20 protein-coding genes and 2 pseudogenes are annotated in these 24,769 nt (G+C 49.5%); 13 read left to right on the top strand and 9 right to left on the bottom strand.

Annotated elements, in window-relative coordinates; translation table 11 throughout:
* Positions 1-76 precede the first annotated feature (76 nt).
* Together HM1_RS14585 and HM1_RS07110 are read left to right on the top strand one after the other, a co-directional pair.
* Positions 77-1,303 (top strand): annotated as a pseudogene (locus HM1_RS14585) (ISL3 family transposase).
* Positions 1,304-1,592: 289 nt separating this feature from the next.
* Positions 1,593-2,936 (top strand): IS1380-like element ISHmo1 family transposase, encoded by a 1,344-nt coding sequence (locus HM1_RS07110; protein WP_012282653.1) that lies wholly within the window; start codon positions 1,593-1,595, stop codon positions 2,934-2,936.
* Positions 2,937-3,172: 236 nt separating this feature from the next.
* On the opposite strand, the gene HM1_RS07105 is transcribed toward HM1_RS07110, so the two are convergent.
* Positions 3,173-3,547: a hypothetical protein gene (locus tag HM1_RS07105; RefSeq protein ID WP_041313514.1), complete on the bottom strand. Its 375-nt coding sequence runs from the start codon at positions 3,545-3,547 to the stop codon at positions 3,173-3,175.
* 171 nt (positions 3,548-3,718) lie between these two features.
* Here HM1_RS07105 and HM1_RS07100 point away from each other — a divergent pair, with 171 nt between their 5' ends.
* Positions 3,719-5,368 carry a transposase gene (locus HM1_RS07100; protein WP_012282651.1) on the top strand — a complete coding sequence of 550 codons (1,650 nt, stop codon included), beginning with the start codon at positions 3,719-3,721 and terminating at the stop codon, positions 5,366-5,368.
* 1,458 nt (positions 5,369-6,826) lie between these two features.
* On the opposite strand, the gene HM1_RS07090 is transcribed toward HM1_RS07100, so the two are convergent.
* Positions 6,827-7,840 carry a hypothetical protein gene (locus HM1_RS07090; RefSeq protein WP_012282650.1) on the bottom strand — a complete coding sequence of 338 codons (1,014 nt, stop codon included), beginning with the start codon at positions 7,838-7,840 and terminating at the stop codon, positions 6,827-6,829.
* 526 nt (positions 7,841-8,366) lie between these two features.
* Positions 8,367-9,692, bottom strand: coding sequence for an IS4 family transposase (locus HM1_RS07085; RefSeq protein ID WP_012282649.1), 1,326 nt, complete (start codon positions 9,690-9,692; stop codon positions 8,367-8,369).
* Positions 9,693-9,931: 239 nt separating this feature from the next.
* On the opposite strand from HM1_RS07085, the gene HM1_RS07080 reads away from it, so the two are divergent.
* Positions 9,932-11,554 (top strand): IS1182-like element ISHmo2 family transposase, encoded by a 1,623-nt coding sequence (locus HM1_RS07080; RefSeq protein WP_012282648.1) that lies wholly within the window; start codon positions 9,932-9,934, stop codon positions 11,552-11,554.
* Positions 11,555-11,779: 225 nt separating this feature from the next.
* On the opposite strand, the gene HM1_RS15545 is transcribed toward HM1_RS07080, so the two are convergent.
* Positions 11,780-12,265 (bottom strand): hypothetical protein, encoded by a 486-nt coding sequence (locus HM1_RS15545; RefSeq protein ID WP_148207102.1) that lies wholly within the window; start codon positions 12,263-12,265, stop codon positions 11,780-11,782.
* A 209-nt stretch (positions 12,266-12,474) separates the two neighbouring features.
* Between HM1_RS15545 and HM1_RS07075 the strand changes: the two genes are divergently transcribed.
* Positions 12,475-14,097: an IS1182-like element ISHmo2 family transposase gene (locus tag HM1_RS07075; protein WP_012281187.1), complete on the top strand. Its 1,623-nt coding sequence runs from the start codon at positions 12,475-12,477 to the stop codon at positions 14,095-14,097.
* Between the two features lie 133 nt (positions 14,098-14,230).
* On the opposite strand, the gene HM1_RS15540 is transcribed toward HM1_RS07075, so the two are convergent.
* Together HM1_RS15540 and HM1_RS07070 are read right to left on the bottom strand one after the other, a co-directional pair.
* Positions 14,231-14,506 (bottom strand): hypothetical protein, encoded by a 276-nt coding sequence (locus HM1_RS15540; RefSeq protein ID WP_148207101.1) that lies wholly within the window; start codon positions 14,504-14,506, stop codon positions 14,231-14,233.
* Between the two features lie 210 nt (positions 14,507-14,716).
* Complete coding sequence (locus HM1_RS07070; protein ID WP_012282647.1) at positions 14,717-16,366, bottom strand: transposase; 1,650 nt, start codon at positions 16,364-16,366, stop codon at positions 14,717-14,719.
* A gap of 401 nt (positions 16,367-16,767) precedes the next feature.
* Here HM1_RS07070 and HM1_RS07065 point away from each other — a divergent pair, with 401 nt between their 5' ends.
* Together HM1_RS07065 and HM1_RS07060 are read left to right on the top strand one after the other, a co-directional pair.
* The gene (locus HM1_RS07065) at positions 16,768-17,094 is read left to right on the top strand and encodes a transposase (RefSeq protein ID WP_012282646.1); all 327 of its coding nucleotides are present in this window, start codon (positions 16,768-16,770) and stop codon (positions 17,092-17,094) included.
* 50 nt (positions 17,095-17,144) lie between these two features.
* The gene (locus tag HM1_RS07060) at positions 17,145-18,029 is read left to right on the top strand and encodes an IS3 family transposase (protein WP_012282645.1); all 885 of its coding nucleotides are present in this window, start codon (positions 17,145-17,147) and stop codon (positions 18,027-18,029) included.
* Between the two features lie 250 nt (positions 18,030-18,279).
* Here the strand turns inward: HM1_RS07060 and HM1_RS16550 are convergent.
* Both HM1_RS16550 and HM1_RS16195 read right to left on the bottom strand, forming a co-directional pair.
* Positions 18,280-18,779, bottom strand: a pseudogene (locus HM1_RS16550) (transposase).
* Positions 18,780-18,781: 2 nt separating this feature from the next.
* The gene (locus tag HM1_RS16195; RefSeq protein WP_012282642.1) at positions 18,782-19,186 is read right to left on the bottom strand and encodes an IS110 family transposase; all 405 of its coding nucleotides are present in this window, start codon (positions 19,184-19,186) and stop codon (positions 18,782-18,784) included.
* 319 nt (positions 19,187-19,505) lie between these two features.
* Here HM1_RS16195 and HM1_RS15760 point away from each other — a divergent pair, with 319 nt between their 5' ends.
* Positions 19,506-19,751, top strand: a complete 246-nt coding sequence (locus HM1_RS15760; protein ID WP_187147756.1) for a hypothetical protein — start codon at positions 19,506-19,508, stop codon at positions 19,749-19,751.
* Positions 19,752-19,788: 37 nt separating this feature from the next.
* Positions 19,789-20,886, top strand: a complete 1,098-nt coding sequence (locus HM1_RS07045) for a YibE/F family protein (RefSeq protein ID WP_012282640.1) — start codon at positions 19,789-19,791, stop codon at positions 20,884-20,886.
* A gap of 146 nt (positions 20,887-21,032) precedes the next feature.
* Here the strand turns inward: HM1_RS07045 and HM1_RS16365 are convergent, their stop codons facing one another.
* On the bottom strand, positions 21,033-21,155 hold the full coding sequence (locus HM1_RS16365) for a hypothetical protein (protein ID WP_012282639.1): 123 nt from the start codon (positions 21,153-21,155) through the stop codon (positions 21,033-21,035).
* 387 nt (positions 21,156-21,542) lie between these two features.
* Here HM1_RS16365 and HM1_RS07040 point away from each other — a divergent pair, with 387 nt between their 5' ends.
* From HM1_RS07040 to HM1_RS15935, 4 genes are all read left to right on the top strand, one after another.
* Positions 21,543-22,292: a TerC family protein gene (locus tag HM1_RS07040; protein WP_236995000.1), complete on the top strand. Its 750-nt coding sequence runs from the start codon at positions 21,543-21,545 to the stop codon at positions 22,290-22,292.
* Positions 22,293-22,393: 101 nt separating this feature from the next.
* Entirely contained in the window at positions 22,394-22,552 is a 159-nt protein-coding gene (locus HM1_RS15175; RefSeq protein ID WP_012282637.1) for a DUF1540 domain-containing protein, read from the top strand.
* 360 nt (positions 22,553-22,912) lie between these two features.
* Positions 22,913-23,662 (top strand): molybdate ABC transporter permease subunit, encoded by a 750-nt coding sequence (gene modB, locus HM1_RS15940; protein ID WP_012282636.1) that lies wholly within the window; start codon positions 22,913-22,915, stop codon positions 23,660-23,662.
* Complete coding sequence (locus HM1_RS15935) at positions 23,608-24,765, top strand: sulfate/molybdate ABC transporter ATP-binding protein (protein WP_012282635.1); 1,158 nt, start codon at positions 23,608-23,610, stop codon at positions 24,763-24,765. The genes modB and HM1_RS15935 overlap by 55 nt, the downstream gene beginning before the upstream one ends.
* Positions 24,766-24,769 lie beyond the last annotated feature (4 nt).

The following is a 24,769-nucleotide window of genomic DNA, read 5'->3' as shown; positions in this document are numbered from 1 at the left end:
GAGAGAACGCTATCATTTCTTAGGTTCCTCGCTATTTTGTGTGGGTTGGCAATTACAGAAATGATAAAATGGAGCTATGAACAACAAAGATTTATTCCAATTAGCCCTCGGCTTAACCCCACCATGGTTTGTCTCTGAAGCCCGGTTTAACGCCGAGGCACAAGAACTTCATATTACGATCGACTTCGTACCCGGAAGCTCATTTGCTTGCCCGGCTTGTGCTGAAGCTGGCTGCAAAGCCCACGATACAAAGGAGAGATCTTGGAGACACCTGAACTTCTTTCAGCACAAGACCTTTATCCATGCATCTGTTCCTCGAACGAAATGCGACCGATGCGGGGCAGTCCGTCAGGTAACGGTGCCGTGGAGTCGGCCGGGCAGTGGATTCACCCTGCTCTTTGAGGCCTATGTGATGACACTCATGAAAGAAATGCCTGTTAAATCAGTCGCGCGAATTGTTCACGAACATGACTCGCTACTGTGGCGAATCCTCCACCACTATGTTCATAAAGCTCGCCGAAAAGAAAACCTGTCGACCGTCGAGAAAATTAGCATCGACGAGACGGCTCGGGCGAAAGGGCATAAGTACATCTCGATGGTTATTGATGCCGACACCCGGCGAGTGATATTCGCAACAGAGGGAAAAGGCGCTGATGTTCTTCCGAAGTTTAAAGAAGATTTTCAATCCCACGGGGGTAGTGCCGAGAATATTACTGATGTTTGCATGGACATGTCCCCGGCCTTTATTTCAGGTGTAGAACGACATCTTCCAGAAGCAACGATAACCTTTGACAAGTTCCATGTGATCAAGCTAATCAACGAAGCGGTGGACCAAGTTCGACGGGAAGAGCAAAAGACAATGCCGGAATTAAAAGGAACTCGTTATATTTGGCTTAAAAACAAAAAGAATTTAACGATGAAGCAAAAAGCGATCATGGAAGATGTGCTGACCCAACGTAACTCAAAGACCGCCAAGGCATATCAGCTTCGACTTACCTTCCAAGAAATGTACGAAAAAGATCCTATGGACGCACCGATGTTCTTTAAGAAATGATACTTCTGGGCCACCCATAGTCGGCTAGCGCCTATGAAAGAAGTCGCAAAGACCATGAAACGCAATGAGAAGGGCATCCTGCGCCGGTTTGTCTCTAACATCACAAACGGATTACAAGAAGGAATCAATAGCTTGATTCAAGCAGCCAAGCGTAAAGCGCGCGGGTACCGCTCAGTACGCAACTTCATCTCCATTATATACCTGGTTGCGGGTGGGCTCGATATTTCCGTAGCACCGGCGAACACTTGATACAATTTCAGCAAACAAATGTTCACCCACACAAAACAGCGAAGAACCATTTCTTATGATAGAGAAACTGTTCGGGTCTTTAATCTTGACGAATGCATCAGGATAAAGCGTATACTCGGCACATAACATAGTCACCTGGTTATTTTTTAAATCATATTTATAGAGATCACAATTGCCTGAATCAGTGACAGGATAAAAAGTAAATAGTCGAAATTCAGCGCATTTCCCCGTATAATAGAGATAAACGAGTTTAATCGGAGTGATTTAAACTCACCGACGGGGTGAATGCATGACCATGAAGAAGTTCATTATCGAGCAATCGAATGAGGAGCTTACACCGGTAACTGGATTGGCGCTCGTGGGCGCCTTGTTAAGAAAGACTTCATTGAAATTGCGATTGGATAAGTTCACTGTGCCCACTTGTTTGACACCAGATATAAGCCACGGAACTGTTGCTCTGAGCTACCTGGGCCTTCTCTGTCAGGGAAAGAATGACTTCGATGCGATTGAGCTGGCTCGTGGAGATGACTTTTTTCGATACGCCATGGGCGTCGACATCGTACCCTCCAGTCCCACGTTACGACAACGATTTGAAAAGGTTGTTGAGACGGATTTGAAATGGAACGACATCATTATGGAAGAATCTGCTCGTCTCATCAAAAAAGCAAAAGCTCCCCTGACACCTGTTCGGGTCGGCGCTACAGACTATCTGACGGTAGACGTAGATGTGACGCCATTGGATAATTCCGGTTCCAAAAAAGAGGGGGTGACGCGCACCTACAAAGGTCATGATGGCTTTGCGCCCATACTGGCCTACCTCGGTCAGGAAGGCTACTGCATAAACGTTGAGCTGCGTCCGGGCAAAGATCATAGCCAGAAAGGAACGCCCCAGTTCTTAACAAAGAGCATCAATTACGCACGCCAGTGCGGAGCTGAGAAGCTTCTGGTACGCATGGATTCCGGCTTTGACAGCGTCGATAACATACGTGTCCTCCGCGCAGAGAATGTTGACTACATAATCAAAGGCAACCTTCGCCAAGAAACTCCCGAAATGTGGAGGGACATCGCCCTTAAAAATGGGCAGGCCCGAATTGTTCGGGAAGGAAAAGTGGAGTATATGGGCAGTGTAATGTGGAAGGTCGGCAATATGGAACAACGTGAACGGGTGGTTTTCCATGTCGTGGAACGAACCATCTTGTCCAATGGGCAGCAATTGCTGCTTCCAGAGTTAGAAGTGGCCACGTACTGGACGTCGTTACCCGTCTCGCCGGAAGAATTGATCCATTTGCAAAGAGATCACGGAACCAGCGAGCAATTCCATAGCGAGTTAAAAACGGACCTTGATTTGGAACGACTGCCTAGTGGAAAATTTAAGGTCAATGATCTGGTCTTTCATTTCGGTGCGCTTGCCTATAACCTGCTTCGCATCGTTGGTCAAATGAGCTTACACCATCCGGATTCTCCCCTAAAGAGAAAGGCCCATACGCAGCGCCGCCGGATACGCACGGTACTTCAAAATGTGATCACCATTGCGTCTCGATTGGTGAGACATGCCAGACAAGTGAAGCTCCGGCTCGGGGCGCATAGTCCCTGGTACGCAACGTTTAAGGATCTCTATCTTGCTTTTTCGTAAACGGCAAGAATTTCCTAAAAAATCAAATTCATTCGATGGGATAGACCTTTGGATGTAAAATGTGTCAAAGGTTAGCTTTGCTATACGCTTTTATGGATCTCGTTTCTTGACGGCACCACCTTCTTTGATAAGGCGACGTGTTCAAATGGCTATCTAAGGAAATTGGATTAAATTCTTGTAATACGAATTACTTTTTGTGGAAAATCATTGGGGTACTGCCAAGTCGACTCACGGATTCAGGAATTGGCGCTGCTGTCATCTGGATTGTTTTTTCCGTTAAGAACCGAGAATATAATGTTATTGTTGTTTAAAAAGTCAATTCCACTGATCGGTTTGAACTTAATTTTGCTATTTAAGTCCAATAGCTCTTTGTTCTTAAACTTTTCAGATTCATTACTGACTTCTGGTTTATTCTCTTTAATAACCTGATAGTATCGGGAACCGGGATTATTTATTTTAAGGCTCGGTGTTGACATTTCCTGGCCTTTTTCTTGACTTCTTATGTTTACCGCATTTTCAATTACGGAAGTCGCAGGTTTATCATAAGTATTGCAAGCAGCTAGTGCCGGAGTTAGTAATAATGCGATAAGTACGATTGATTTAGTCTTCATAAAAACACCTCTCACTCTTCATTAAACAGCACGATAACCCCCCTATCAATGATTCCCCTGCAAAAAGTAACCCCAGGAGGGTATAAGCTAGAAGGATAACGAAAACCCGAAAACGAACTACCATAACCAAGCCCTAGCCGGAGCTGATACGGAAAGCAGGAGTGAAATGTCGTGTTTCGGAAAAACACCCAACATAAACAAGAGGAATTATTTAACAGTTTTACAGGAATGAATCCAAAGGTACAGAAAAGCATGCAAGGCACTTGGGCGCCCTTGTTCTACGAACACGTCTTTTTTCACATCGACGAAACCCCCTTCGCTGTTCTATACAGCAGCCACAATGGGCGTCCGAACTTTCCGATCAACATCCTGCTTTCCCTCGAGTTCATTAAACATATGAAAGACTACACCGACGAAGAGATCCTGGAACAGTTCCATTTCAACTTTCAGGTCATGTATGCCCTCGGCATCCGCAATCTGGGCGAAGTGTACCTTGCCGAGCGCACCCTCTATGAGTTCCGCCGCCGCCTTTATGAGTACACCATCAGCCACCCCGAACAAGAAGATCTTATCTTCCGTCAGTTTCGAAAGCTGACGGAACATTTTATGACCATTGCGGGAATCGCAAGCCGAGAACAGCCTATGGATTCGACGCAGGTTCAGACCAACATCAAGCTCGCCGGTCGTCTTTCCCTTGCCTTTGACGTCGTTGAAAAAGCTGTGCGTGAATGTCCGGCCGCCCATTTGCCGGAAGCACTGAAACCTTTTGCCGAACCCGGTTTCCGGAACCAATTCCTCTATCGTTGCAAGACCAAAGAGACGCTGGGACGCATCCAGGAGATGCTGAATCAGTGCGCCCTGCTATTGGACATTGCCGAGGCACACCCGGAAAGCCTGCGGAAAGAAACGGTTGCTTTGCTCCAACGCTTTCTTCAAGAGCAGGCCACATACCATGCCGAAAAGAAGCAGTGGATCGCCAAAGCCAACAAAGACATCGCAGCAGACGCTATCCAATCAGCCCACGACCCCGACGTGACCTATCGGAAAAAAGGCCGTCAAGGCTATGTGGGTCTTGTGGCGAACGTAGCAGAAACATGCGCGAACGAAAACCCGGTTCAGATGATCACACACTATCAGGTCGAAAAAAACAGCGTCAGTGACACCGAATTGCTAACCCAGAGCATGGAGACTCTCAAAAAAGAAACCGGGCTGACCGATCTGTATGTGGATGGCGCATACTTCAGCAGCAAAACAGAGGAGCTTGCCCAAGAAAACCATGTCTGTATCCACTACACGAATATGACAGGGAGAGAAAGAAAAGCCGAAAAGCTGCCCGTGCTCGCCTTTACCTTCGACAACAACAAAGCCATCGTCTCTTGTCCGGCGTGCTACAACCCGCTGGATACATCCTTCGATGAAAAACGAAAAGTTCTCATTGCCGAATTCGAAAGAAGCACCTGCCAAGAGTGTCCCATGCAACCAGCTTGTCCTGTGAAGATTCAATCGAAGAAAGCCATCGTAACCATCAAGCAGTCGTCAATCCTAGCAGCACAAGCGCGCGAACGAACCATGCAGATCAAAAAGGAGCGCTTGGCAGCGACGAGCAAGCGAGCCGCCATTGAAGGCAGCATCTCTTCCATCAAACGAGGACAAGGTGCGGGAAGACTTCGGGTGAGAGGCATTGTCAAAGCAACGTTAGTCTTCGGCATGAAAGTCCTAGGGCACAACTTTCGTCAACTGCTCCGATGCTTCAAAAAAGGGTTTTGCCAAAAACTTGCAACAATCTATCGAGAGGAACAAGGGATAAGTGCGCCTATTTGATGGATAAAAAAGGAAATTTGAAAGAAATACGTACTGAGCATATACATATTTAGTCCATAAAATGGGAGATAGACTGCCGTAGAGCCCATTTTATCCCATTTTATATTACAGACAAATTCCAGACAGGCGGCGAGATTACAAAGGAGCCTCTTGAAAAAAGTTTTTTTGCAGGGGAATCAGGTGATACGTTCTCCCGTGTCTTGATAGCACTTCCTTCGACGGCTTCCGATCCCGTTCAGTGCTCCATTACAACAGGGACAGGGATCTGCTCCGCGCTCCTTACAAAAAACACCCGTTTCGGGGTGTTCAACCAACGTAAAGTCTGCTACAATAATCATGCTTTTTTGTGTGGACGCCCTTGGTGCTACTTGCAGGTAGTACCTTGACAGGGGCGTCTTTTTCCTTTCAATTTCATTGGTTATGGTCATTATATCCAGCAACTCTCGGTCAGGCAATCCCAGCAGCTTTTGGGCATTTTAGGCCAGCGTAAACACAACACCCCTAAAGTGCTCCACCGACGAATTTAATTTAAGCTCAATCGCTGTTATAGTTTAGAATTGCAATGTCGACCTTCTGGCGGGAGCGTAAACCGCGTAAAATCGATCCCGGCTTGCGTGGCTGCGCGTCGTAGTTCCTGAGTGTCAAATCGTCGAGGCAAGACACGGCGAATGGTGTCATCCGTTTGTTGGTTGATCAGGATGACCACATCGGAAAACAGTTGCATAAACGCTGCCGCTGTCGGTAATTTGGATAAGCGGTTTCCGGTGAGTCGGATCGGCTTCGTCTCTCCGGTCATGTTTTGACGAATCCTCCGCTCCAGCAAGCTGTAGATCAACAAGCCAAGCCGCACATAACTGGATAAACAGCAGGGATCATCGGGGAGTTCTCCCTTCAAAAAAAGTAACCGCAGTGCTACAACACCCTGGAATACCGCTATAATGCGGGGTAAATTGGCTTACGTGCTCATCGAAAACAGGACCAAGGGTGAAAGGGTGGGATTGCCTATCGAAGCAATGGTATAAACAAAGTGTTTTTTTCCATAAACGTGCGTAAGATAAATGCAACTATCAACTGGATAATTTAAGCATTTAAAGAGGAGATTGGTATCACCCTTAAGTCGGTTAACCGTAAGAGGCCGCTCATTTGCTTGGCATTATTTGGATTGCATAGGTTCTGCCGAAGATGGGTATTGAAGACGAGATCGATGAACATGCGGTCACAAAAGGGCTAGATGACGCTTTGCTGTAGGTGACACGACCGTGGGCAGTGAGCAATAAAAAAGGAATTGCTGCCAGGCAAAATGATGAACCCATGAATGGCTACCGCCAGTGGCGGTTGTTCTACCCTAAGAACGAACCGCCGCTGTCGGTAATTCAAATGCGAAGGCTCACCACCATTGACAGTAAACACGTTTCCGTCAATGAGGGTGGGCAGCTACACGATGGTCTTCGTAGGTTTTCATTTGATAATTTGAATGTTATTAATAAAGCCTTTTTCGGGAACAAATAGAGGTGTTTGTTTGAGAGTATCAGTATCGTACTCGTACAGTCCGCGTTTCTCATCAATAGTAGAGATAGCATATATTTTCTTTCCGTCAGCAGAGTAATTTGCGTCTCCAACCTGTAGCCTTGCAGACTCCCACGGTTTTTTTGATACTTTTTTGGATGTAAAATTATAACAAAAAACCATTGATGGGGTTGTGGCATCATTGTATTTCCTGTCGCATAAAGCAACAAGGTTATTACCATCAGTCATAAGTGTCCGAACCCATAAATGCTCATCAAACAATTTTACGGTATTAGTAAAATCGTAGTCAGTTTGAAAAACAGTATGTAACGGCATGACGAAATTATCTTGACCAGCAGGACCATCTTGATGCATAACATTATAACGTGCTTCCTTCATCGAATAAGTAGCTATAAACACCTTTTTATTTATACTGTCGACTACCATAGCTTCAATATTTGTATCTTCGTCACCCCAATAAGATATTTCATTTGTTTTTTTATCTATAGAGCCGAGTTTTATTACCTGACTTCCTTTTGGGCGTGCGGCGAAAAAAATCTTCTGCTGTGTTGAGATAATATAGTTAACTGCAAACAAGTCATAGGTCAATTGCGTTTCCTTTTTGTCTAATAAGTTGCTAACAAATATTTGATCGCCGTAATTTTGATCATCCCCAATTCTTTTAGTAAAATAAACCAGCTGATCTTTTTTGTCACAATACCCTAAAGGGTATTGTGAGGTATAGTCAAATTCAAAAACTTTTTTAATTTCCTTTGAAGGACAATCAAGCGTTAATATCTGGGTTGTGATTTTGTCACTGGTATTATCTGTATTATAATCAGAATACGTAATCGAAATATACTCTGCCGTTGGGGCGGATGAACTGTTCTTAATAGAAAAATAAAAGGGTAAAGCACCGATTATTGCTACAATTGCCGCAATATAAATGAAATTTGGCTTAACCAATATTATCCCCCTGTCTTGTTATTATAATTCATGCAGAACCCACGCATCTTTAATAAAAAAGTCTGCTAATCCCCTGTCTGAGGCGCTGTTGGAGAATTGTCATGAAAACGCGACAATTCCCACGGGGAAATGGATATAATTAGATTAATTTCCATAAAATTTTAAAGGATTCCCGTTACCTTTGTCGAAGTGAGTTGTTGCAAAGCAAAACACTGAACAAAGGGGGAATCCTCAGTGCAAAGCGTAGCACAGCCACTCGAAGAAGTCCAGGAAATTTTTTGTAGAACACCTGACGGAAAAAAGCGGGCCGACTAATTCAACATTTTACGCAGTACGCTTCAAAGGTATATGGCTTTTCGCAGATGGTCCGTCAAGCAAAGGATGGTCGCAAACAACCCCGTATCAAAGCCTCAGCCATTTTTACCGTCGCTTTTTTTGGCGCCTTTTTCTGTATGGAGAGTACATGAGTGATCGGTTAACCATTAATTTCCACAAGCGCGGTTTGACCAATAACAACTATGCAATGCTAATATCCTTTTGCAAATGATGTAATCAACGCTCGAAAGTTCTCTTTTCGCAAAACATTCGGGTCAATCGCTTCCGCAACAAAGATACCCAATAGAAGATTGTATCCCTTAGGATGAATGCCTTGGTAGATCAGAACATTGCGTAGAATATCATCAGCGATAACGGTAAACACCCGTGCCCAGCGTAGCGGTTTCATCCGGTGAGCATGTTCTGGGAACTGTTCGCGAAGCAGTCCGAGGATCCGTCGGCTTACAATCAGGGTCAGCAATGCTGTGTAAAGTAGTGCCTCCACGATGCAGTCCTTTCCGGAGGAAATTGACTCAAGGTGGTAGTAACTTTTCAGTTCTTTAAACAAGAGTTCGATCGTCCACCGAGCCCGGTATAGTGTGGCAATATCCTCCGCCGGAAATCGTTCTGCCGGAAGATTGGTGATGTAGAAGTGATAGTCCTTCGTTTCTTCGTTTAAAATCCCAACAACCCGCAACTGTAAAGCAGTCCGTTTGACCAAGTCCATGTTACTGCTTTGGCTATTGGATACAAGGACTTCGAAGTCAATGATTTCGCGGCGTAAACTGCCCTTGATATCCAAGAGTCGTTTTCCTTCTACGGCAATTGTGCGTCCACGATGCTGGATCAAGGACCGTAAAATCAAAGGATTGCTATTGCTCTTGAGTCGGCTAACGAAGTACCCCTTCTCATTCATAATCTTGCCGAAGTGCTTAAAGCTGAAGTAGCCCAAATCAAACAGGAGAATTCGATCTTTGACCCAACTGCCAATCGATAATAGCTTGCTCTCGCCTCGCGTTCCCTCCACAATCTGGACTTGGCTCCGGGTAGCGCCAAAAACACTGACCAGCATATTGACCTTTGCCGCAGCGGGAGAATGATTCGTTCGGGGTCCAGGCCACTTCTTGGCCAACTGATCGTGTAGACGAACTAGCGAACTGTCGATCACAGCGATATCAAGGATATCCTTAAGGCGTTCACTCATGACTTGCCCCGGCTCAACCACTAGATGTCCGATGGCTTTTTCCACGCAACGCTTTAAAAATTCAACCAGTTCCGGGGTAAATCGGTCATAAAAGGCAGAGGGAACGACAGAATGCCCTGCTTGCTCCATGTATGAACGACGTAAATCACCCAGTGTGCGCTGAACTCCCACGCCAAACCCTAAAACAAGAGCCCACAGGAACACAACCGGGCTAATTTTCCTTTCTCTCTTAACGAAGCCCGTTTCTGCGGCTACTTCTGAAACCCATTCTTTCGGAAATAACTTAGATAAAGCTTCTTCGATTAACCCGGGTTCAATATTTGGAATTTGCATGTGCTTTTCCTCCATATCGAATATATTTTTATATTCGACACGACTCATGCAAATCCTTTAAATGTCATAAATTGGTTATTGTTGGGCTAACCGAACACTGGAGCCTGTCTACCCCCCCCCTCAAGAGAGGGCAAAAAGCAAGACGTTTTTATATGGAAATCGGTGGAATTTAAAGGGAATTTGACTCTTCGCGTCGAAGGATATAGGTACAAAGACTGTTTATAGCGAGGCGATGTACCTTGTTTCGATTCGATGTGGATCCCCAAGTTAGCTTTTACGACTTTGCAGCCCTCTGGGACCAACTTGTGCCTGCCGATTCCGTCTTTCGCCTGTTTCGTGAATTGGCGCCCCTATTAATACAACCGGAGGATTTTACAGGTCTCTATTGCCTTGACAACGGACGTCCCAGTCATGCGGCCCGGCAGATGACGATGGCCTGCATGTTACAGGAAATGCTGGGCGAAACAGACCGGGGGATGGAAGCACAGACACGTGTGAACATCGAGGTCAAGTTTGCGTTAGGAATGGCCCTCGATGAACCGGGCATTGATCACGCCAATTTTGGCGTCCACCGGCAACGGCTCATCCAAAAGGAACTTGATAAGGTCTATCTCGATCGCTTTATCCGGTTGATGTACTACCTGGGCGTTTTGACAGGGAAAGAACCTTGGATAACGGACACGACCCATGTCATAGCTCCCATCAGTGCCCCCACGACCATCGAACTGATCCGCCAAGCCATGCGCCTGTTGGTGCGTCTTTTGGCGAAGCAATACAGTGTTCCATGGCATGCAATCCCCCATGCCCCTCGGGCGGTACGTTACCTGGAAACAGTGACGGAAGTGAAAGAGCATAACCTGAACGATAAGGCCAAAATGGAACGGCTTGTTGAAGTGGTCAGCGAGGCTGACGAACTGCTGGCCTACGTGGAGTCATCGGAGGCTTCGTGGAAGAAGAAGCCCGATGTCATTCATTACGCCCTTTTGCTTTGCCGTATCCTCCGTGAACGAATCATTCGGAAAGATGATGGAACTCTTGAGATAGCCCCCGGCGGTTCTGTCAAAGATATGATCGTTTCGGCTGTAGACAGCGAAGCCCGTTTCGGTTGTAAGGGCAAGACGAAATGGCGCGGGTATAAGATGGCCATCGTCGAAGTCGGAAATTCCGGATTTATCGCCGCCGCCGAGGCCATGAAAGCCAACGACTATGACGGCTCCAGTCTGGTGCCGTTAGCGGATCAGCTTCCCACCGATTGTGTAGAAAACCCGACGATCATTGGAGATACCCACTATGGTGCGGGCGATGACCGTGTCACCCTCAAGGAAAAAGGCATTGACGTAGTGGCGCCACTTTCACCAAAGACAAAATGTGATATCCTCGCGGGCGAGGGATTTCAAGTTTCCGAAGACCAAACACAACTGATCTGCCCGAGAGGAAAAGTCATCACCACCTATTCGGAAGTGGCAGATGGGAAGAACTTCGTGCTTCGCGCCAAGGACCATGATTGCAAGCACTGCCCTCGTTACACGACCTGTTTTAAAGAAAAGAAACATCGGCGCACGATTTTTATTCACAACGCCTATGGTGTCATGCTCGAGGCGGCAAAGCACTCCCAAACGAAAATCTATAAGGAACAGATGCGTCTTCGCAGCCGCATCGAAGCCAAGCAAAATGAACTGGTCAACCGTTACGGACTGCGCCGGGTTCGCCGTATCGGAAAACGAAATCTGGCTTATGCCGCCCGGCTCAGCGCGTTAGCGGCGAACTTTCAAAAACTCAACCGTCTACGAAATGATAAGAATGCAACCATGGTGTTGGAGGTGAGCGCCTTACGCGGTGTTGCTTTCAAAAAAGCCGCATAAGGTGCAAGGGGGAGATCTGCCCTTTTTGAGGAAAATCCTCAAAAAGGGCTGGTGAGACCGATAAAAAGACTCTAGTTTTTTGCTGTTTGTATTAAAAAATCATGCTTTTGCAAGGGCTGGCTAGGAATTTGCTTATTTTCTAGACGGCCTCCACTGATGTATTATAATTAAAAATAGTTGTGCCTACGTTGGCTTGCATTATAGGCGCATTGTGCCAAGTATAGCTTAAAATGTATAGTAATATCTACCGGGGAAGGATAAGGTGTCCGAGTATAGGTATCCAAAGAAATAATTATTCCACCCCCAAAAATATACGTCCAATACGGCATCTGGAAGGCTGCCAATGTCATTTTTATAGACGGTTTTGACAACATTAGTGTCCAAGGCTCTTGCACTTAAAGCTGTATTGTGTCTTGGATTATCTACCTGCCTTTTAGTAGCCACATCTCCTGCAGCCAGTACTTTGCCGCTTGAACCTACGGTCCCCGATCCGCCTACACCGGCGCGATATACAGTAAATCTACCTTCTCCAAGTACAGAACTCGAAGTAATAGTAATTGTTTGATTAGTGCCATAAGTGTATACCCCGGCAGGAAGTCTACCAGGATAGGGCACAGTGGTAGTCGGTATAGTGGCTGCGGCAGAAACAGAAGATGTATCTTTCATGTATACGCGATTTATAAAGCCATCATAACCGTACATTACTTCCATACCCGGTACTGGTGTCGGAAGCTGGTTGCCCAAATTGACTACATGTAAGTTTTTCGCAGATTCTTTAATAGAGTCTGTCTAAAAACCCCCTCAAGAGAGGGCAAAAAGCAAGACGTTTTTATATGGAAATTGGTGGAATTTAAAGGGAATTCGACTCTTCGCGTCGAAGGATATAGGTACAAAGACTGTTTATAGCGAGGCGATGTACCTTGTTTCGATTCGATGTGGACCCCCAAGTTAGCTTTTACGACTTTGCAGCCCTCTGGGACCAACTTGTGCCTGCCGATTCCGTCTTTCGCCTGTTTCGTGAATTGGCGCCCCTATTAATACAACCGGAGGATTTTACAGGTCTCTATTGCCTTGACAACGGACGTCCCAGTCATGCGGCCCGGCAGATGACGATGGCCTGCATGTTACAGGAAATGCTGGGCGAAACAGACCGGGGGATGGAAGCACAGACACGTGTGAACATCGAGGTCAAGTTTGCGTTAGGAATGGCCCTCGATGAACCGGGCATTGATCACGCCAATTTTGGCGTCCACCGGCAACGGCTCATCCAAAAGGAACTTGATAAGGTCTATCTCGATCGCTTTATCCGGTTGATGTACTACCTGGGCGTTTTGACAGGGAAAGAACCTTGGATAACGGACACGACCCATGTCATAGCTCCCATCAGTGCCCCCACGACCATCGAACTGATCCGCCAAGCCATGCGCCTGTTGGTGCGTCTTTTGGCGAAGCAATACAGTGTTCCATGGCATGCAATCCCCCATGCCCCTCGGGCGGTACGTTACCTGGAAACAGTGACGGAAGTGAAAGAGCATAACCTGGACGATAAGGCCAAAATGGAACGGCTTGTTGAAGTGGTCAGCGAGGCTGACGAACTGCTGGCCTACGTGGAGTCATCGGAGGCTTCGTGGAAGAAGAAGCCCGATGTCATTCATTACGCCCTTTTGCTTTGCCGTATCCTCCGTGAACGAATCATTCGGAAAGATGATGGAACTCTTGAGATAGCCCCCGGCGGTTCTGTCAAAGATATGATAGTTTCGGCTGTAGACAGCGAAGCCCGTTTCGGTTGTAAGGGCAAGACGAAATGGCGCGGGTATAAGATGGCCATCGTCGAAGTCGGAAATTCCGGATTTATCGCCGCCGCCGAGGCCATGAAAGCCAACGACTATGACGGCTCCAGTCTGGTGCCGTTAGCGGATCAGCTTCCCACCGATTGTGTAGAAAACCCGACGATCATTGGAGATACCCACTATGGTGCGGGCGATGACCGTGTCACCCTCAAGGAAAAAGGCATTGACGTAGTGGCGCCACTTTCACCAAAGACAAAATGTGATATCCTCGCGGGCGAGGGATTTCAAGTTTCCGAAGACCAAACACAACTGATCTGCCCGAGAGGAAAAGTCATCACCACCTATTCGGAAGTGGCAGATGGGAAGAACTTCGTGCTTCGCGCCAAGGACCATGATTGCAAGCACTGCCCTCGTTACACGACCTGTTTTAAAGAAAAGAAACATCGGCGCACGATTTTTATTCACAACGCCTATGGTGTCATGCTCGAGGCGGCAAAGCACTCCCAAACGAAAATCTATAAGGAACAGATGCGTCTTCGCAGCCGCATCGAAGCCAAGCAAAATGAACTGGTCAACCGTTACGGACTGCGCCGGGTTCGCCGTATCGGAAAACGAAATCTGGCTTATGCCGCCCGGCTCAGCGCGTTAGCGGCGAACTTTCAAAAACTCAACCGTCTACGAAATGATAAGAATGCAACCATGGTGTTGGAGGTGAGTGCCTTACGCGGTGTTGCTTTCAAAAAAGCCGCATAAGGTGCAAGGGGGAGATCTGCCCTTTTTGAGGAAAATCCTCAAAAAGGGCCGGTGAGACCGATAAAAAGACTCTAGTTTTTTGCTGTTTGTATTAAAAAATCATGCTTTTGCAAGGGCTGGCTAGGGAATTTGCTTATTTTCTAGACGGCCTCTTAATAGAGTTATAATAGGCGTCCTCGGCAGCTCGCCCTTCTACATCTACAAACTCTTTTGTGTTTTTAGATTTTTGGGAGGTGACGGTTGTTTTAGTAACTGAGGAATCAACTGATACCGTAGGCTCTTTGCCCAAATTGTAAGTAATGATTGTTCCTGGATTCATCTTAGTGGGAATTTTATCCATATCAATAGCGTAAGCCGTTAAATTCGTAAGCATACTTAAGGGTAATGTTAATGCGATTGCCAGACTCACTACCCGTTTCCTCATGTTTTTTCTCCCCTTATATGATTCCCCTGCAAAAAACCTTTTTCAAGAGGCTCCTTTGTAATCTCGCCGCCTGCCTGGAATTTGCTGTAATATAAAATGGGATAAAATGGGCTCTACGGCAGTCTATCTCCCATTTTATGGACTAAATATGTATATGCTCAGTACGTATTTCTTTCAAATTTCCTTTTTTATCCATCAAATAGGCGCACTCATCCCTTGGTCCTCTCGATAGATTGTTGTAAGTTTTTGGCAAAACCCTTTCTTGAAGCATCGGAGCAGTTGACGAAAGTTGTGCCCTAGGACTTTCATGCCGAAGACCAACGTTGCTTTGACAATGCCTCTCACCCGAAGTCTTCCCGCACCTTGTCCTCGTTTGATGGAAGAGATGCTGCCTTCAATGGCGGCTCGCTTGCTCGTCGCTGCCAAGCGCTCCTTTTTGATCTGCATGGTTCGTTCGCGCGCTTGTGCTGCTAGGATTGACGACTGCTTGATGGTTACGGTGGCTTTCTTCGATTGAATCTTCACAGGACAAGCTGGTTGCATCGGACACTCTTGGCAGGTGCTTCTTTCGAATTCGGCAATGAGAACTTTTCGTTTTTCATCGAAGGATGTATCCAGCGGGTTGTAGCACGCCGGACAAGAGACGATGGCTTTGTTGTTGTCGAAGGTAAAGGCGAGCACGGGCAGCTTTTCGGCTTTTCTTTCTCTCCCTGTCATATTCGTGTAGTGGATACAGACATGGTTTTCTTGGGCAAGCTCCTCTGTTTTGCTGCTGAAGTATGCGCCATCCACATACAGATCGGTCAGCCCGGTTTCTTTTTTGAGAGTCTCCATGCTCTGGGTTAGCAATTCGGTGTCACTGACGCTGTTTTTTTCGACCTGATAGTGTGTGATCATCTGAACCGGGTTTTCGTTCGCGCATGTTTCTGCTACGTTCGCTACAAGACCCACATAGCCTTGACGGCCTTTTTTCCGATAGGTCACGTCGGGGTCGTGGGCTGATTGGATAGCGTCTGCTGCGATGTCTTTGTTGGCTTTGGCGATCCACTGCTTCTTTTCGGCATGGTATGTGGCCTGCTCTTGAAGAAAGCGTTGGAGCAAAGCAACCGTTTCTTTCCGCAGGCTTTCCGGGTGTGCTTCGGCAATGTCCAATAGCAGGGCGCACTGATTCAGCATCTCCTGGATGCGTCCCAGCGTCTCTTTGGTCTTGCAACGATAGAGGAATTGGTTCCGGAAACCGGGTTCGGCAAAAGGTTTCAGTGCTTCCGGCAAATGGGCGGCCGGACATTCACGCACAGCTTTTTCAACGACGTCAAAGGCAAGGGAAAGACGACCGGCGAGCTTGATGTTGGTCTGAACCTGCGTCGAATCCATAGGCTGTTCTCGGCTTGCGATTCCCGCGATGGTCATAAAATGTTCTGTCAGCTTTCGAAACTGACGGAAGATAAGATCTTCTTGTTCGGGGTGGCTGATGGTGTACTCATAAAGGCGGCGGCGGAACTCATAGAGGGTGCGCTCGGCCAGGTACACTTCGCCCAGATTGCGGATGCCGAGGGCATACATGACCTGAAAGTTGAAATGGAACTGTTCCAGGATCTCTTCGTCGGTGTAGTCTTTCATATGTTTAATGAACTCGAGGGAAAGCAGGATGTTGATCGGAAAGTTCGGACGCCCATTGTGGCTGCTGTATAGAACAGCGAAGGGGGTTTCGTCGATGTGAAAAAAGACGTGTTCGTAGAACAAGGGCGCCCAAGTGCCTTGCATGCTTTTCTTTACCTTTGGATTCATTCCTGTAAAACTGTTAAATAATTCCTCTTGTTTATGTTGGGTGTTTTTCCGAAACACGACATTTCACTCCTGCTTTCCGATTCAGCTCCAATTAGAGCTTGCGAATGGTAGTTCGGTTTCGGATTTTCGTTATCCTCCTAGCTTATACCCTCCTGGGGTTACTTTTTGCAGGGGAATCATACATCGCCTCTATTCAAATCTACACGTTAATCTTCACCCCCTAAATATGTTACCACATAATTCGCTACTTTGTCTTTGTTTTCCAATGTAAAATTATTCTTTTAAGGCTGGATAGCAGAACCTACGCAATCCAAATAACACCAGACAAATTAGCGACCCTTAAGGCAACTGCTTCAAGAACGATACCAATTCGGCTTTTATCTATCAAGCCCCCTAATTAAATTTGAGCAAAGACCCCCTAGTGGGCTACAATGAGAACACATGGAGGGGTCAAGAATATGAGACGAAATCGATACCCAAAAGAACTGAAGGAACAGCTGATCCAAGAAGCCATGGAAGCGGGAAATGCAACACAAGTGGCCCGCCGACATGGGATCGATCCGAAACGGCTGTATTACTGGATTCGAGAATCACAGCACAAGGGCTTCCAAGAAGCACCGGCGGAGGCAAAACAAATTGCTCCGTATGTGCCGTCCTCACAAGAATTTAAGCGATTGGAATCCGAAAACATAGCACTGAAAAAGCTACTCGGCGAAAAGACATTAGAAATCCAAATATTGCAAGATTTAATAAAAAAGAAGAACCCGAGCTATCGGAAAAATTAGAAGTTGCCGATGAATGGGTAGCTCGGGAGGAAGCCAGCGCTGCCTTTATCTTGCGTGTCATCGGCATTCACGAAGCCACCTACTACGCTCGGCGCCAACGTCTACAGAGAGAACCGAAAGAGCGCACAAACAATGGCGGACGGCCGCAACCAGGGTATTCATGGACACAAGACGGAAAGCGAATCAGCGATGAACAAATCAAGGAATACCTGATGGAGCTCATCGCTGGCGAAGAAAGCGTCTACGGATATCGAAAGCTGGGGCTCTGCCTTCATAAACAGCATCAGTTGATCATCAACCATAAAAAAACCTATCGACTATGCAAAGAGTTAGACATCCTATCGCCACAACGCCAGATCAAGGCCAAACATCCGCGCCGGATGGCGCGCAACCGAACCATTACCGCCTCCAACGAACTTTGGGAGATGGACATCAAATACGGCTACATCGCCGGTGAAGATCGCTTCTTCTATCTCATGTCGCTCATCGATGTCTATGATCGCTCTATTGTAGATTACCACATCGGGTTAAATTGTGAAGGTGCTGACGCAGCCAATACGCTGAAACGGGCGTTGTGGAAACGAAACTGCTTTGAAAAAGAAAAGAAGCCAATTGTGCGAACCGACAATGGATCGCAGTTTATCAGCCGTGTGTTTGAGGAAACGTGCGAACAATACCAGGTTGAACACGAACGAATTCCCCCAAAGACGCCGAACAAAAACGCCCATATCGAATCGTTTCATGCAAATCTGGAACGCGAGTGCTACATCAAGCATACCTTTGAATCCTACCAAGACGCCTACCAAGTGGTTGGAGAATACATTGACTTTTATAACCAGAGGCGAATCCACGGCAGCCTCTACAATATGTCCCCTGCGGAGTTTTGTCGACAGCTGGCGGATGGGAACGTACCCGCTTTTATTGTCACACTGTAGCATAGGTGCCGCACTATAGACCAGGCAGGCTAAAGCGCAAAGCCCGACGTCGACCGCCTAATTGACGTTCCCTATACAGGCCGACGTCTGTCAAGGGACGCTGAAGGCGTGGCGAAGCCCTTGCCCTTGATAGACGTTGGTCTGTATAGGACCCTGTAAGAGGCGGTGACGGCAGCCCCCCGAATCAGCGCAATCGTCAATTTTGTGAGACTCTACGAAAAACAGCGAATAAGGGGTCTACGCTCTAGAATTAGGGGGTTGAACCGGTTTCCTCAATCGTTACCTTATATCCCATGGCTTCAAGACGTTTCACGGTCCGATTCACCACAGACTGCTTTCGCCGCTGGTCATGATAATTTGCCCCGAGCTCTTTATACGGTTCACGATTTGTAACACTGTGATAGAAGATCACGAGAATTCGATGTCCCACCGCGAGGGCCGCTCGGTTTTTTCCACGTCGAGCCGCGATTCGGTGGTACATGGCGGAAAGAAAGGTATCTTTCGTTCTAGCTGCTGCACGCCCTGCTTCGACCAATGCGCTGCGAAGATGCTTATTTCCCTTACGTGTCCTCCCGGACTTTCGCTTTCCGGCACTTTCGTTATTCCCTGGGCCATACCCGCCCAAGAGGCTAAATGCGCCGCGTCGGGAAATCGGGACATATCGAGTCCGACCTCCCCCAGCAGATGCTCTGCTGTACGACGACCCACACCCGGTATGGTATCAAGGAGCTGGAGCAATTCTTCCGCCATGTTCATTTGCGAGCTACGGCATGATCCAATCGTTTGATTTGCTCATCCAGGTAGTCAAGATGTTTCAACTGTTTCAGAAGCCCGTGCCGCATCAAGCTCGCAATCCACTCCGCATCTTTAACGTCCGTCTTTCGCCCAGGAACCATTTTAATATGTTGCGCATTGACCACCCAAGCTTCAATCCCGAATAATTCCAACAGATTATAAACAGGCTTCCAGTACACACCTGTGCTTTCCATCGCCACGATTGGACATTCCTTGCTTTGCAGCCATTGAACCAAAGATTTGAAATCTTCTGTCATTGTTCCAAGCGTCTGTAGTTCTTTGCCTTCCGGGGTAATTACACAGGCAACGATCTTCTTTTTATGAACATCTAACCCACAGCACCGTTGATAAACAACTTGCATCGGCCCCACTCTCCCGTTCGGAGATATTTCGTACGGTCGGTGCAACAACCTCTTGGATGTAATCTACCCTACGTGCTTCCTTGCGGAGCGACAATCTGGAGTGCACCAGGCTGCTGAGGTCCGTCTAAGCATCGGGCTGTAACGCACCATAGTATTACGACCTCTCTTCGCCAACCGTATGTGGGGTGATTCGACAAATTCTGTTTTCGTCCTCTTGAGCGCCCCGTGGCGGGGCATGTTTGTCTAAATTAAAATCATCATCAGGCCGGTAATGCTATAATGAGAGTTACATAGATTTGGCGTATCTTCTAAGGAGGGCGTGACCGTTGAATCTTCCCCGGCCCCGCAGTGGCTCGCATCTTTGGCGGCTTTGTCTGACAACCTTTCTCTTCCTATGCATCTTCGGTGGACAACCCCTCTTCAGCGCCCAGGCTGCGCCTGCGGCTTCCCCGTCAGCTTCCCCGTCAGCTTCCCCGTCAGCTTCCTCATCGACGCCCACATCGGCAACCCCATCAACCGCCTCCTCGACTGCCCTATCGGAAAGGACATCTGCCAACACATATAGGGCAGCCTCTTCGGACGCCACCACCTGGCGTGACGAGGTGAAGCCGCCGCAGGAGGTGTACCTGAAGGGAAAGGTCCGTTCCATATTGGCTGAATACCCCGAAGATGATCCGCTCAGCGGACCTGACGCAAAAACTTCCATGCTGCGCCAAACCCTCCAAGTGGAACTGCTCGATCCGCCTTTTCAGGGGCAAACCCAGGTGATCAGCAACATCGCCAACCTGCAGAACCCTTATAACGGCCTTTATCTTCACCCCGGAGAAGAGGTGGTCGTCTATGCCACCCTGGACGACCAGGGGCGCCTGCAGGGCGCGGCTATCCAGGACCTGATCCGTCACCGCCCCATCTTCACCGTTGCTGCTATCTTCGCGGGACTTATCGTCGTCCTCGGCGGACGCCGCGGCATCGCCGCCCTCGTCACGTTAGCCCTGACAGGCGTGCTCATCTGGTATGTCTTGCTACCGGCCATATTGCAGGGGCAGAGCCCCCTCCTGGTCAGTTCCCTTGTCTGTGCCGTCATCGGCCTCATCGGCACCCCCCTCGTCGGCGGTGTGAATCGCAAATCCCTGGCCGCCATCGCCGGCATCATCGCCGGCGTCATCGCCGCCGGGCTCCTCGCTTACCTGACAGGGCAGCAGGCGCGCATCACCGGCATCGAATTTGAATATGCCACGATGATGCTCGCCATTCCGGACCGCCCGCCCCTTGACCTGCAGGGCGTCTACTTCGCCGGCGTGCTCATCGGCAGCCTCGGCGCCGTCATGGACACCAGCCTCACCGTCGCGTCGGCGGCCCAGGAGATCCGGCTGGTGCATAAGACTGTGGGAAGGAAAGAGCTCTGGCAGGCCGGCATGAACGTGGGCCGCGACACGATGGGCATGATGTCGAGCACCCTCATCCTGGCCTATGTGGGCGGCGCCTTATCTCTGCTCGTCCTGCTGATGGCCTACCAGACGCCGGTGCTGAAGATCATCAACTCCGACCTGATCGTCAGCGAGATCATCCGCTCCGCCGCCGGGTCGATCGGGCTCATCCTGTGCATCCCTGTGACGGCTTTCTGCGCGGCCCTGCTCATGTCGAAGCCAAAGGCTGTTCAGAATGCGAAGACAGTATCCATCGAACAGATTGACCCATGACTCGTCGGGCCTTCGCCTCCCGCCCTCGTGTCCATTCCCGGCGGATACAGACGGAGAGCCTAGATAGAAAGAGGAGGTAGCTCCATCATATCGATGGGCGACCTCCTCTTTATGTTCACACAACGGTCATTCCGCTGTTTCACTGATCAACTCCCGAATTTCCAGGGCTTTTTCAATTCCGAGATCTGGGACGTTTCCAGCGATTTGGCCCGGAGCATCTGCTCCATCTTGTGTTGGGCAACGTCATCGGTGAAGAACCATTCAAACATGTTGCATTCATCCTTTCGTCGACTGGTTATTTGAGAACCATTTTCATTTAGGAATATACGCCTGAAACATCAGCTTGTCAACCCCGTTCTTGAGAAAACGAGCCCCCCTTCTTTCTGCCCGCTTTTTTTCCCGCTTCTTGCACTCATCGCGCCTTGCTGATGAACATACACATTCCAGTAGACAAACCCAAGCGCGCCTACTGAGCTGCCTCCATTCTTATACCATTTTTGTCTAATTCATGCCGGAAGTTTGGCGTCAGGGAGGAAATCGGAAGTGGGGAGTAAGCCGGCTGGCCGAGGTAAAAAGCAAGACCTTTGATTCAAAGTGTTTACTTTGGCTCAAAGGTCTTTTCCATCAGCCAGTGAAGAATAAAGGGAGTGCGCATGTTGGAATTCCTAGGAAGCATCAGCGGAATAACATGGAACGATTTTTCCGATCCCGCCTTTTGGCTGGCCATCGGGAGCATTATCCTCATCGATTTGATCCTGAGCGGCGACAACGCGATCCTGATCGCCATGGCTTGCCGGAACCTGCCGAGGGAACTGCGGACCAAGGGCGTGATCTGGGGAACGGCCGGCGCTATCGGACTGCGGATGGTTCTGGGGGCTGTCATCATCTTCCTACTTAAAATCCCTTGCTTGCAGGCTGCCGGCGCCCTGCTCCTCCTCTGGATCGCCGTCAAACTACTGATTCAAGAGAACGATCATAACGATGTGAACGCCCCCAACCGCCTATGGCAGACGGTCAGAACGATCGTCCTGGCAGATGCCGTCATGTCCCTCGACAATGTCGTCGCAGTGGCCGGCATGTCTCAGGGCAAACCGGGCCTGCTCTGGTTCGGCCTGCTCGTCAGCATCCCCCTCGTCGTTTACGGCAGCCGCCTCTTCCTGGCCCTCCTCGACCGTTATACGATCATCCTCTACGCCGGCGCCGGCATTTTAGGTTGGACAGCCGGCAAGCTGCTGATTCACGATCCGGTCCTCCTATCGAGCCTAAAGGGCTGGGGCATTCCACCGCTTCTCCTCAACGAAAACTTCGTCGCCGCCTTGATCGCCGCCATCGTCCTAGTCGCCGGATGGCTGATCAATGACCGCCAAAAAAGAAAACCCACCGGCAGGGAAGCACAGATCCTATAGATGGCGACCGGTGGGCCGGCTAATTCCATAACGATCACCGGGGAATTGATCGAATAAAAGGCTCTGGCAGGGGTATGCTACCGTCGGAGGAGGTGAGCGTTTTGTCACACATCAGATGCAACGTAGAGGAATGCCACTACAATAACAGCGAAACCTGCCAGGCGTCGACGATTCAGGTCCGTTCCCGCGTGGCCGATCACATGACCAGCATCTCCGACGATACGGCCTGCGAAACCTTTATTCCGAAAAAAGCTAAGTGATTCCGAACAGAGGGCTCTCCTGATCAAGGAGAAGCGGATTGTCCCTCCACAGAGGACAGTCCGCTTCTCCTTGCTTCATTTATATGTGCAGTATTGTTGTGCAGACCGCTTCCTCAACAGCGCCTATCCCGGACCGGATGCTGCAAACGGTCTTGCCGCCCTGATGGCACGGTGCGTCCCTTTCGGTGCTTGACAGGTGTCTTCTTTTCCCTTAAGATTTTATCAAAACATTGTTTTAGTGGTTTTTTCATCCGGCGCTCGACGGCGAGATTCGTCGTTTCTGTTCAAACTGTACAGAAACCTGAACCTCGTCGTTTTTGTTTATCTCCGCAGTCGTGGTATTGTGTAGGAGGCATGGACATGGCTATTGACATGGCGCCTATCTGGATCTCATTAAAAACAGCAACGGTCTCCACAGTGATCACCTTTTTCCTCGGCATCGCCACCGCCCGTTGGATGGTCGCCTATACGGGAAGAGGAAAAAACCTGATCGACGGCCTGTTGACCCTGCCGCTGGTGCTGCCGCCGACGGTGGTCGGATTTTTCCTGCTTCTGCTCTTCGGGAAGAACGGTCCCATCGGGCATTTCCTGCACCAGTTGGACACGTCAATCATCTTCTCCTGGACGGCCACGGTGATCGCGGCGACGACGGTCGCCTTCCCGCTCATGTATAAGACGGCCCGCGGCGCTTTTGAACAGGTGAGCCCTAACTGCCTGCACGCCGCCCGGACCCTCGGCGCCGATGAGTGGACCGTCTTCTGGCGGATCACCGTTCCCCTTGCCTGGCCGGGCATCGTCGCCGGCGTCATCCTCTCTTTCGCCCGCGCGCTGGGCGAGTTCGGCGCTACGCTCATGCTGGCTGGCAACATCCCGGGGAGGACTCAGACCATCCCTGTAGCCATCTTCTTCGCCGCCGAGGGCGGCGATATGGATCGCGCCTTCCTCTGGGTCGGCGTCATCGTCACCATCTCGCTGGGCGTCATCCTGCTGATCAACGAGTGGAACAAAATTCAGGCGGCGCTGACAGCCCGCCTCCAGGCAAAGGGGCGGTTGCAATGGAGCTATCGGTCGATATCGAAAAAAGATTTCCCGGCTTCTCTCTCCGAGTGAGCTTTGCCACTGCCAAAGAGGCGCTCGGCCTGCTTGGCGCCTCCGGTTCGGGAAAAACGGTGATCCTGCGCTGCATCGCCGGCATTGAGACGCCCGATCGAGGACGGATCACCCTGAACGGCCGGGTGCTCTTTGACGCGGAAAAGGGTATCAATCTGCCCAGCCGCATGCGCAAGGTCGGCTTTTTGTTTCAAGATTACGCCCTCTTCCCCCATATGACGGTCGCTGAGAACATCCTCTTCGGCTTGCAGTATCTCAACCTCTCTGTGGAAGAGCGGAGACGGCGGCTGAGAGAAAAAATCCTCCAGTTCCAACTGGAGGGGTTAGAGGATCGCTTCCCCGGTCAGCTGTCGGGCGGCCAGCAGCAGCGCGTGGCCTTGGCCCGCGCTTTGTCAGTCGATCCCGACGCGCTGCTGTTGGATGAACCCTTTTCCGCCTTGGACAACCATCTGCGCAGCCAGATGGAAAGCGAACTGCTCAAGACCCTGTCCGATTACCGAGGCGCCACCCTCTTCGTCACCCACAACCTGGACGAAGCTTACCGGGTCTGCCAGAGCCTGCTCGTGCTCTCAAAAGGGCGCGTCTCGGCTTTCGGCTCGAAAGCCGAGATATTTCAGTCTCCGCCGACGGTCACGGCGGCGCGCCTGACAGGGTGCAAGAACCTGTCTCGCGCCCGCATCCTCTCGCCTCATCACCCGGATCAAATCGAGGCCATCGATTGGGGCTGCACCCTCCATCTGCCTTCTCCGCCCCCGTCCTCGACGGCCTACGTGGGGATCCGGGCCCGACACCTGCAGATCGTCGACGGACCGGGCGGCGTCAATACCTTTCCCTGCCGATTGGGCCAGGTGATCGACACGACGGAGGGGAAGACGGTGCATCTCGAGTGGCTGCAGAACCTCAAAGACGTCCCAACGAAGGGCCGCAAGGGCGGCGCTGACGGCTTGGTCGGCCTTCACCCCATCGCAGAGCGGCCTCCTCTGTCGCTGTACCTTTCTGAATCATCCTGGAATCGACTCAAAGACCGACCCTTTCCCTGGTGGGTTCATCTGGATCCCGAACGGCTTTTCACCGCCTCAGAAGACCCCGAGCTACCGGCTTAATAAA

This window comes from Heliomicrobium modesticaldum Ice1 (assembly GCF_000019165.1).
Taxonomy (GTDB): domain Bacteria; phylum Bacillota; class Desulfitobacteriia; order Heliobacteriales; family Heliobacteriaceae; genus Heliomicrobium; species Heliomicrobium modesticaldum.
The sequence above is the reverse complement of the archived record's forward strand: the minus strand, read 5'-3'. Positions and strand labels throughout refer to the sequence as shown.

Coding starts and splice junctions, on each gene's coding strand:
- HM1_RS16195 (WP_012282642.1), bottom strand. CDS start 19,186: ATGCAAGTTGTTTATCAACGGTGCTGTGGGTTAGATGTTCATAAAAAG.
- HM1_RS15545 (WP_148207102.1), bottom strand. CDS start 12,265: ATGGAAGTAATGTACGGTTATGATGGCTTTATAAATCGCGTATACATG.
- modB (WP_012282636.1), top strand. CDS start 22,913: ATGGCTATTGACATGGCGCCTATCTGGATCTCATTAAAAACAGCAACG.
- HM1_RS07065 (WP_012282646.1), top strand. CDS start 16,768: ATGAGACGAAATCGATACCCAAAAGAACTGAAGGAACAGCTGATCCAA.
- HM1_RS07105 (WP_041313514.1), bottom strand. CDS start 3,547: ATGAAGACTAAATCAATCGTACTTATCGCATTATTACTAACTCCGGCA.
- HM1_RS07085 (WP_012282649.1), bottom strand. CDS start 9,692: ATGCAAATTCCAAATATTGAACCCGGGTTAATCGAAGAAGCTTTATCT.
- HM1_RS15935 (WP_012282635.1), top strand. CDS start 23,608: ATGGAGCTATCGGTCGATATCGAAAAAAGATTTCCCGGCTTCTCTCTC.
- HM1_RS07110 (WP_012282653.1), top strand. CDS start 1,593: ATGACCATGAAGAAGTTCATTATCGAGCAATCGAATGAGGAGCTTACA.
- HM1_RS16365 (WP_012282639.1), bottom strand. CDS start 21,155: ATGTTTGAATGGTTCTTCACCGATGACGTTGCCCAACACAAGATGGAG.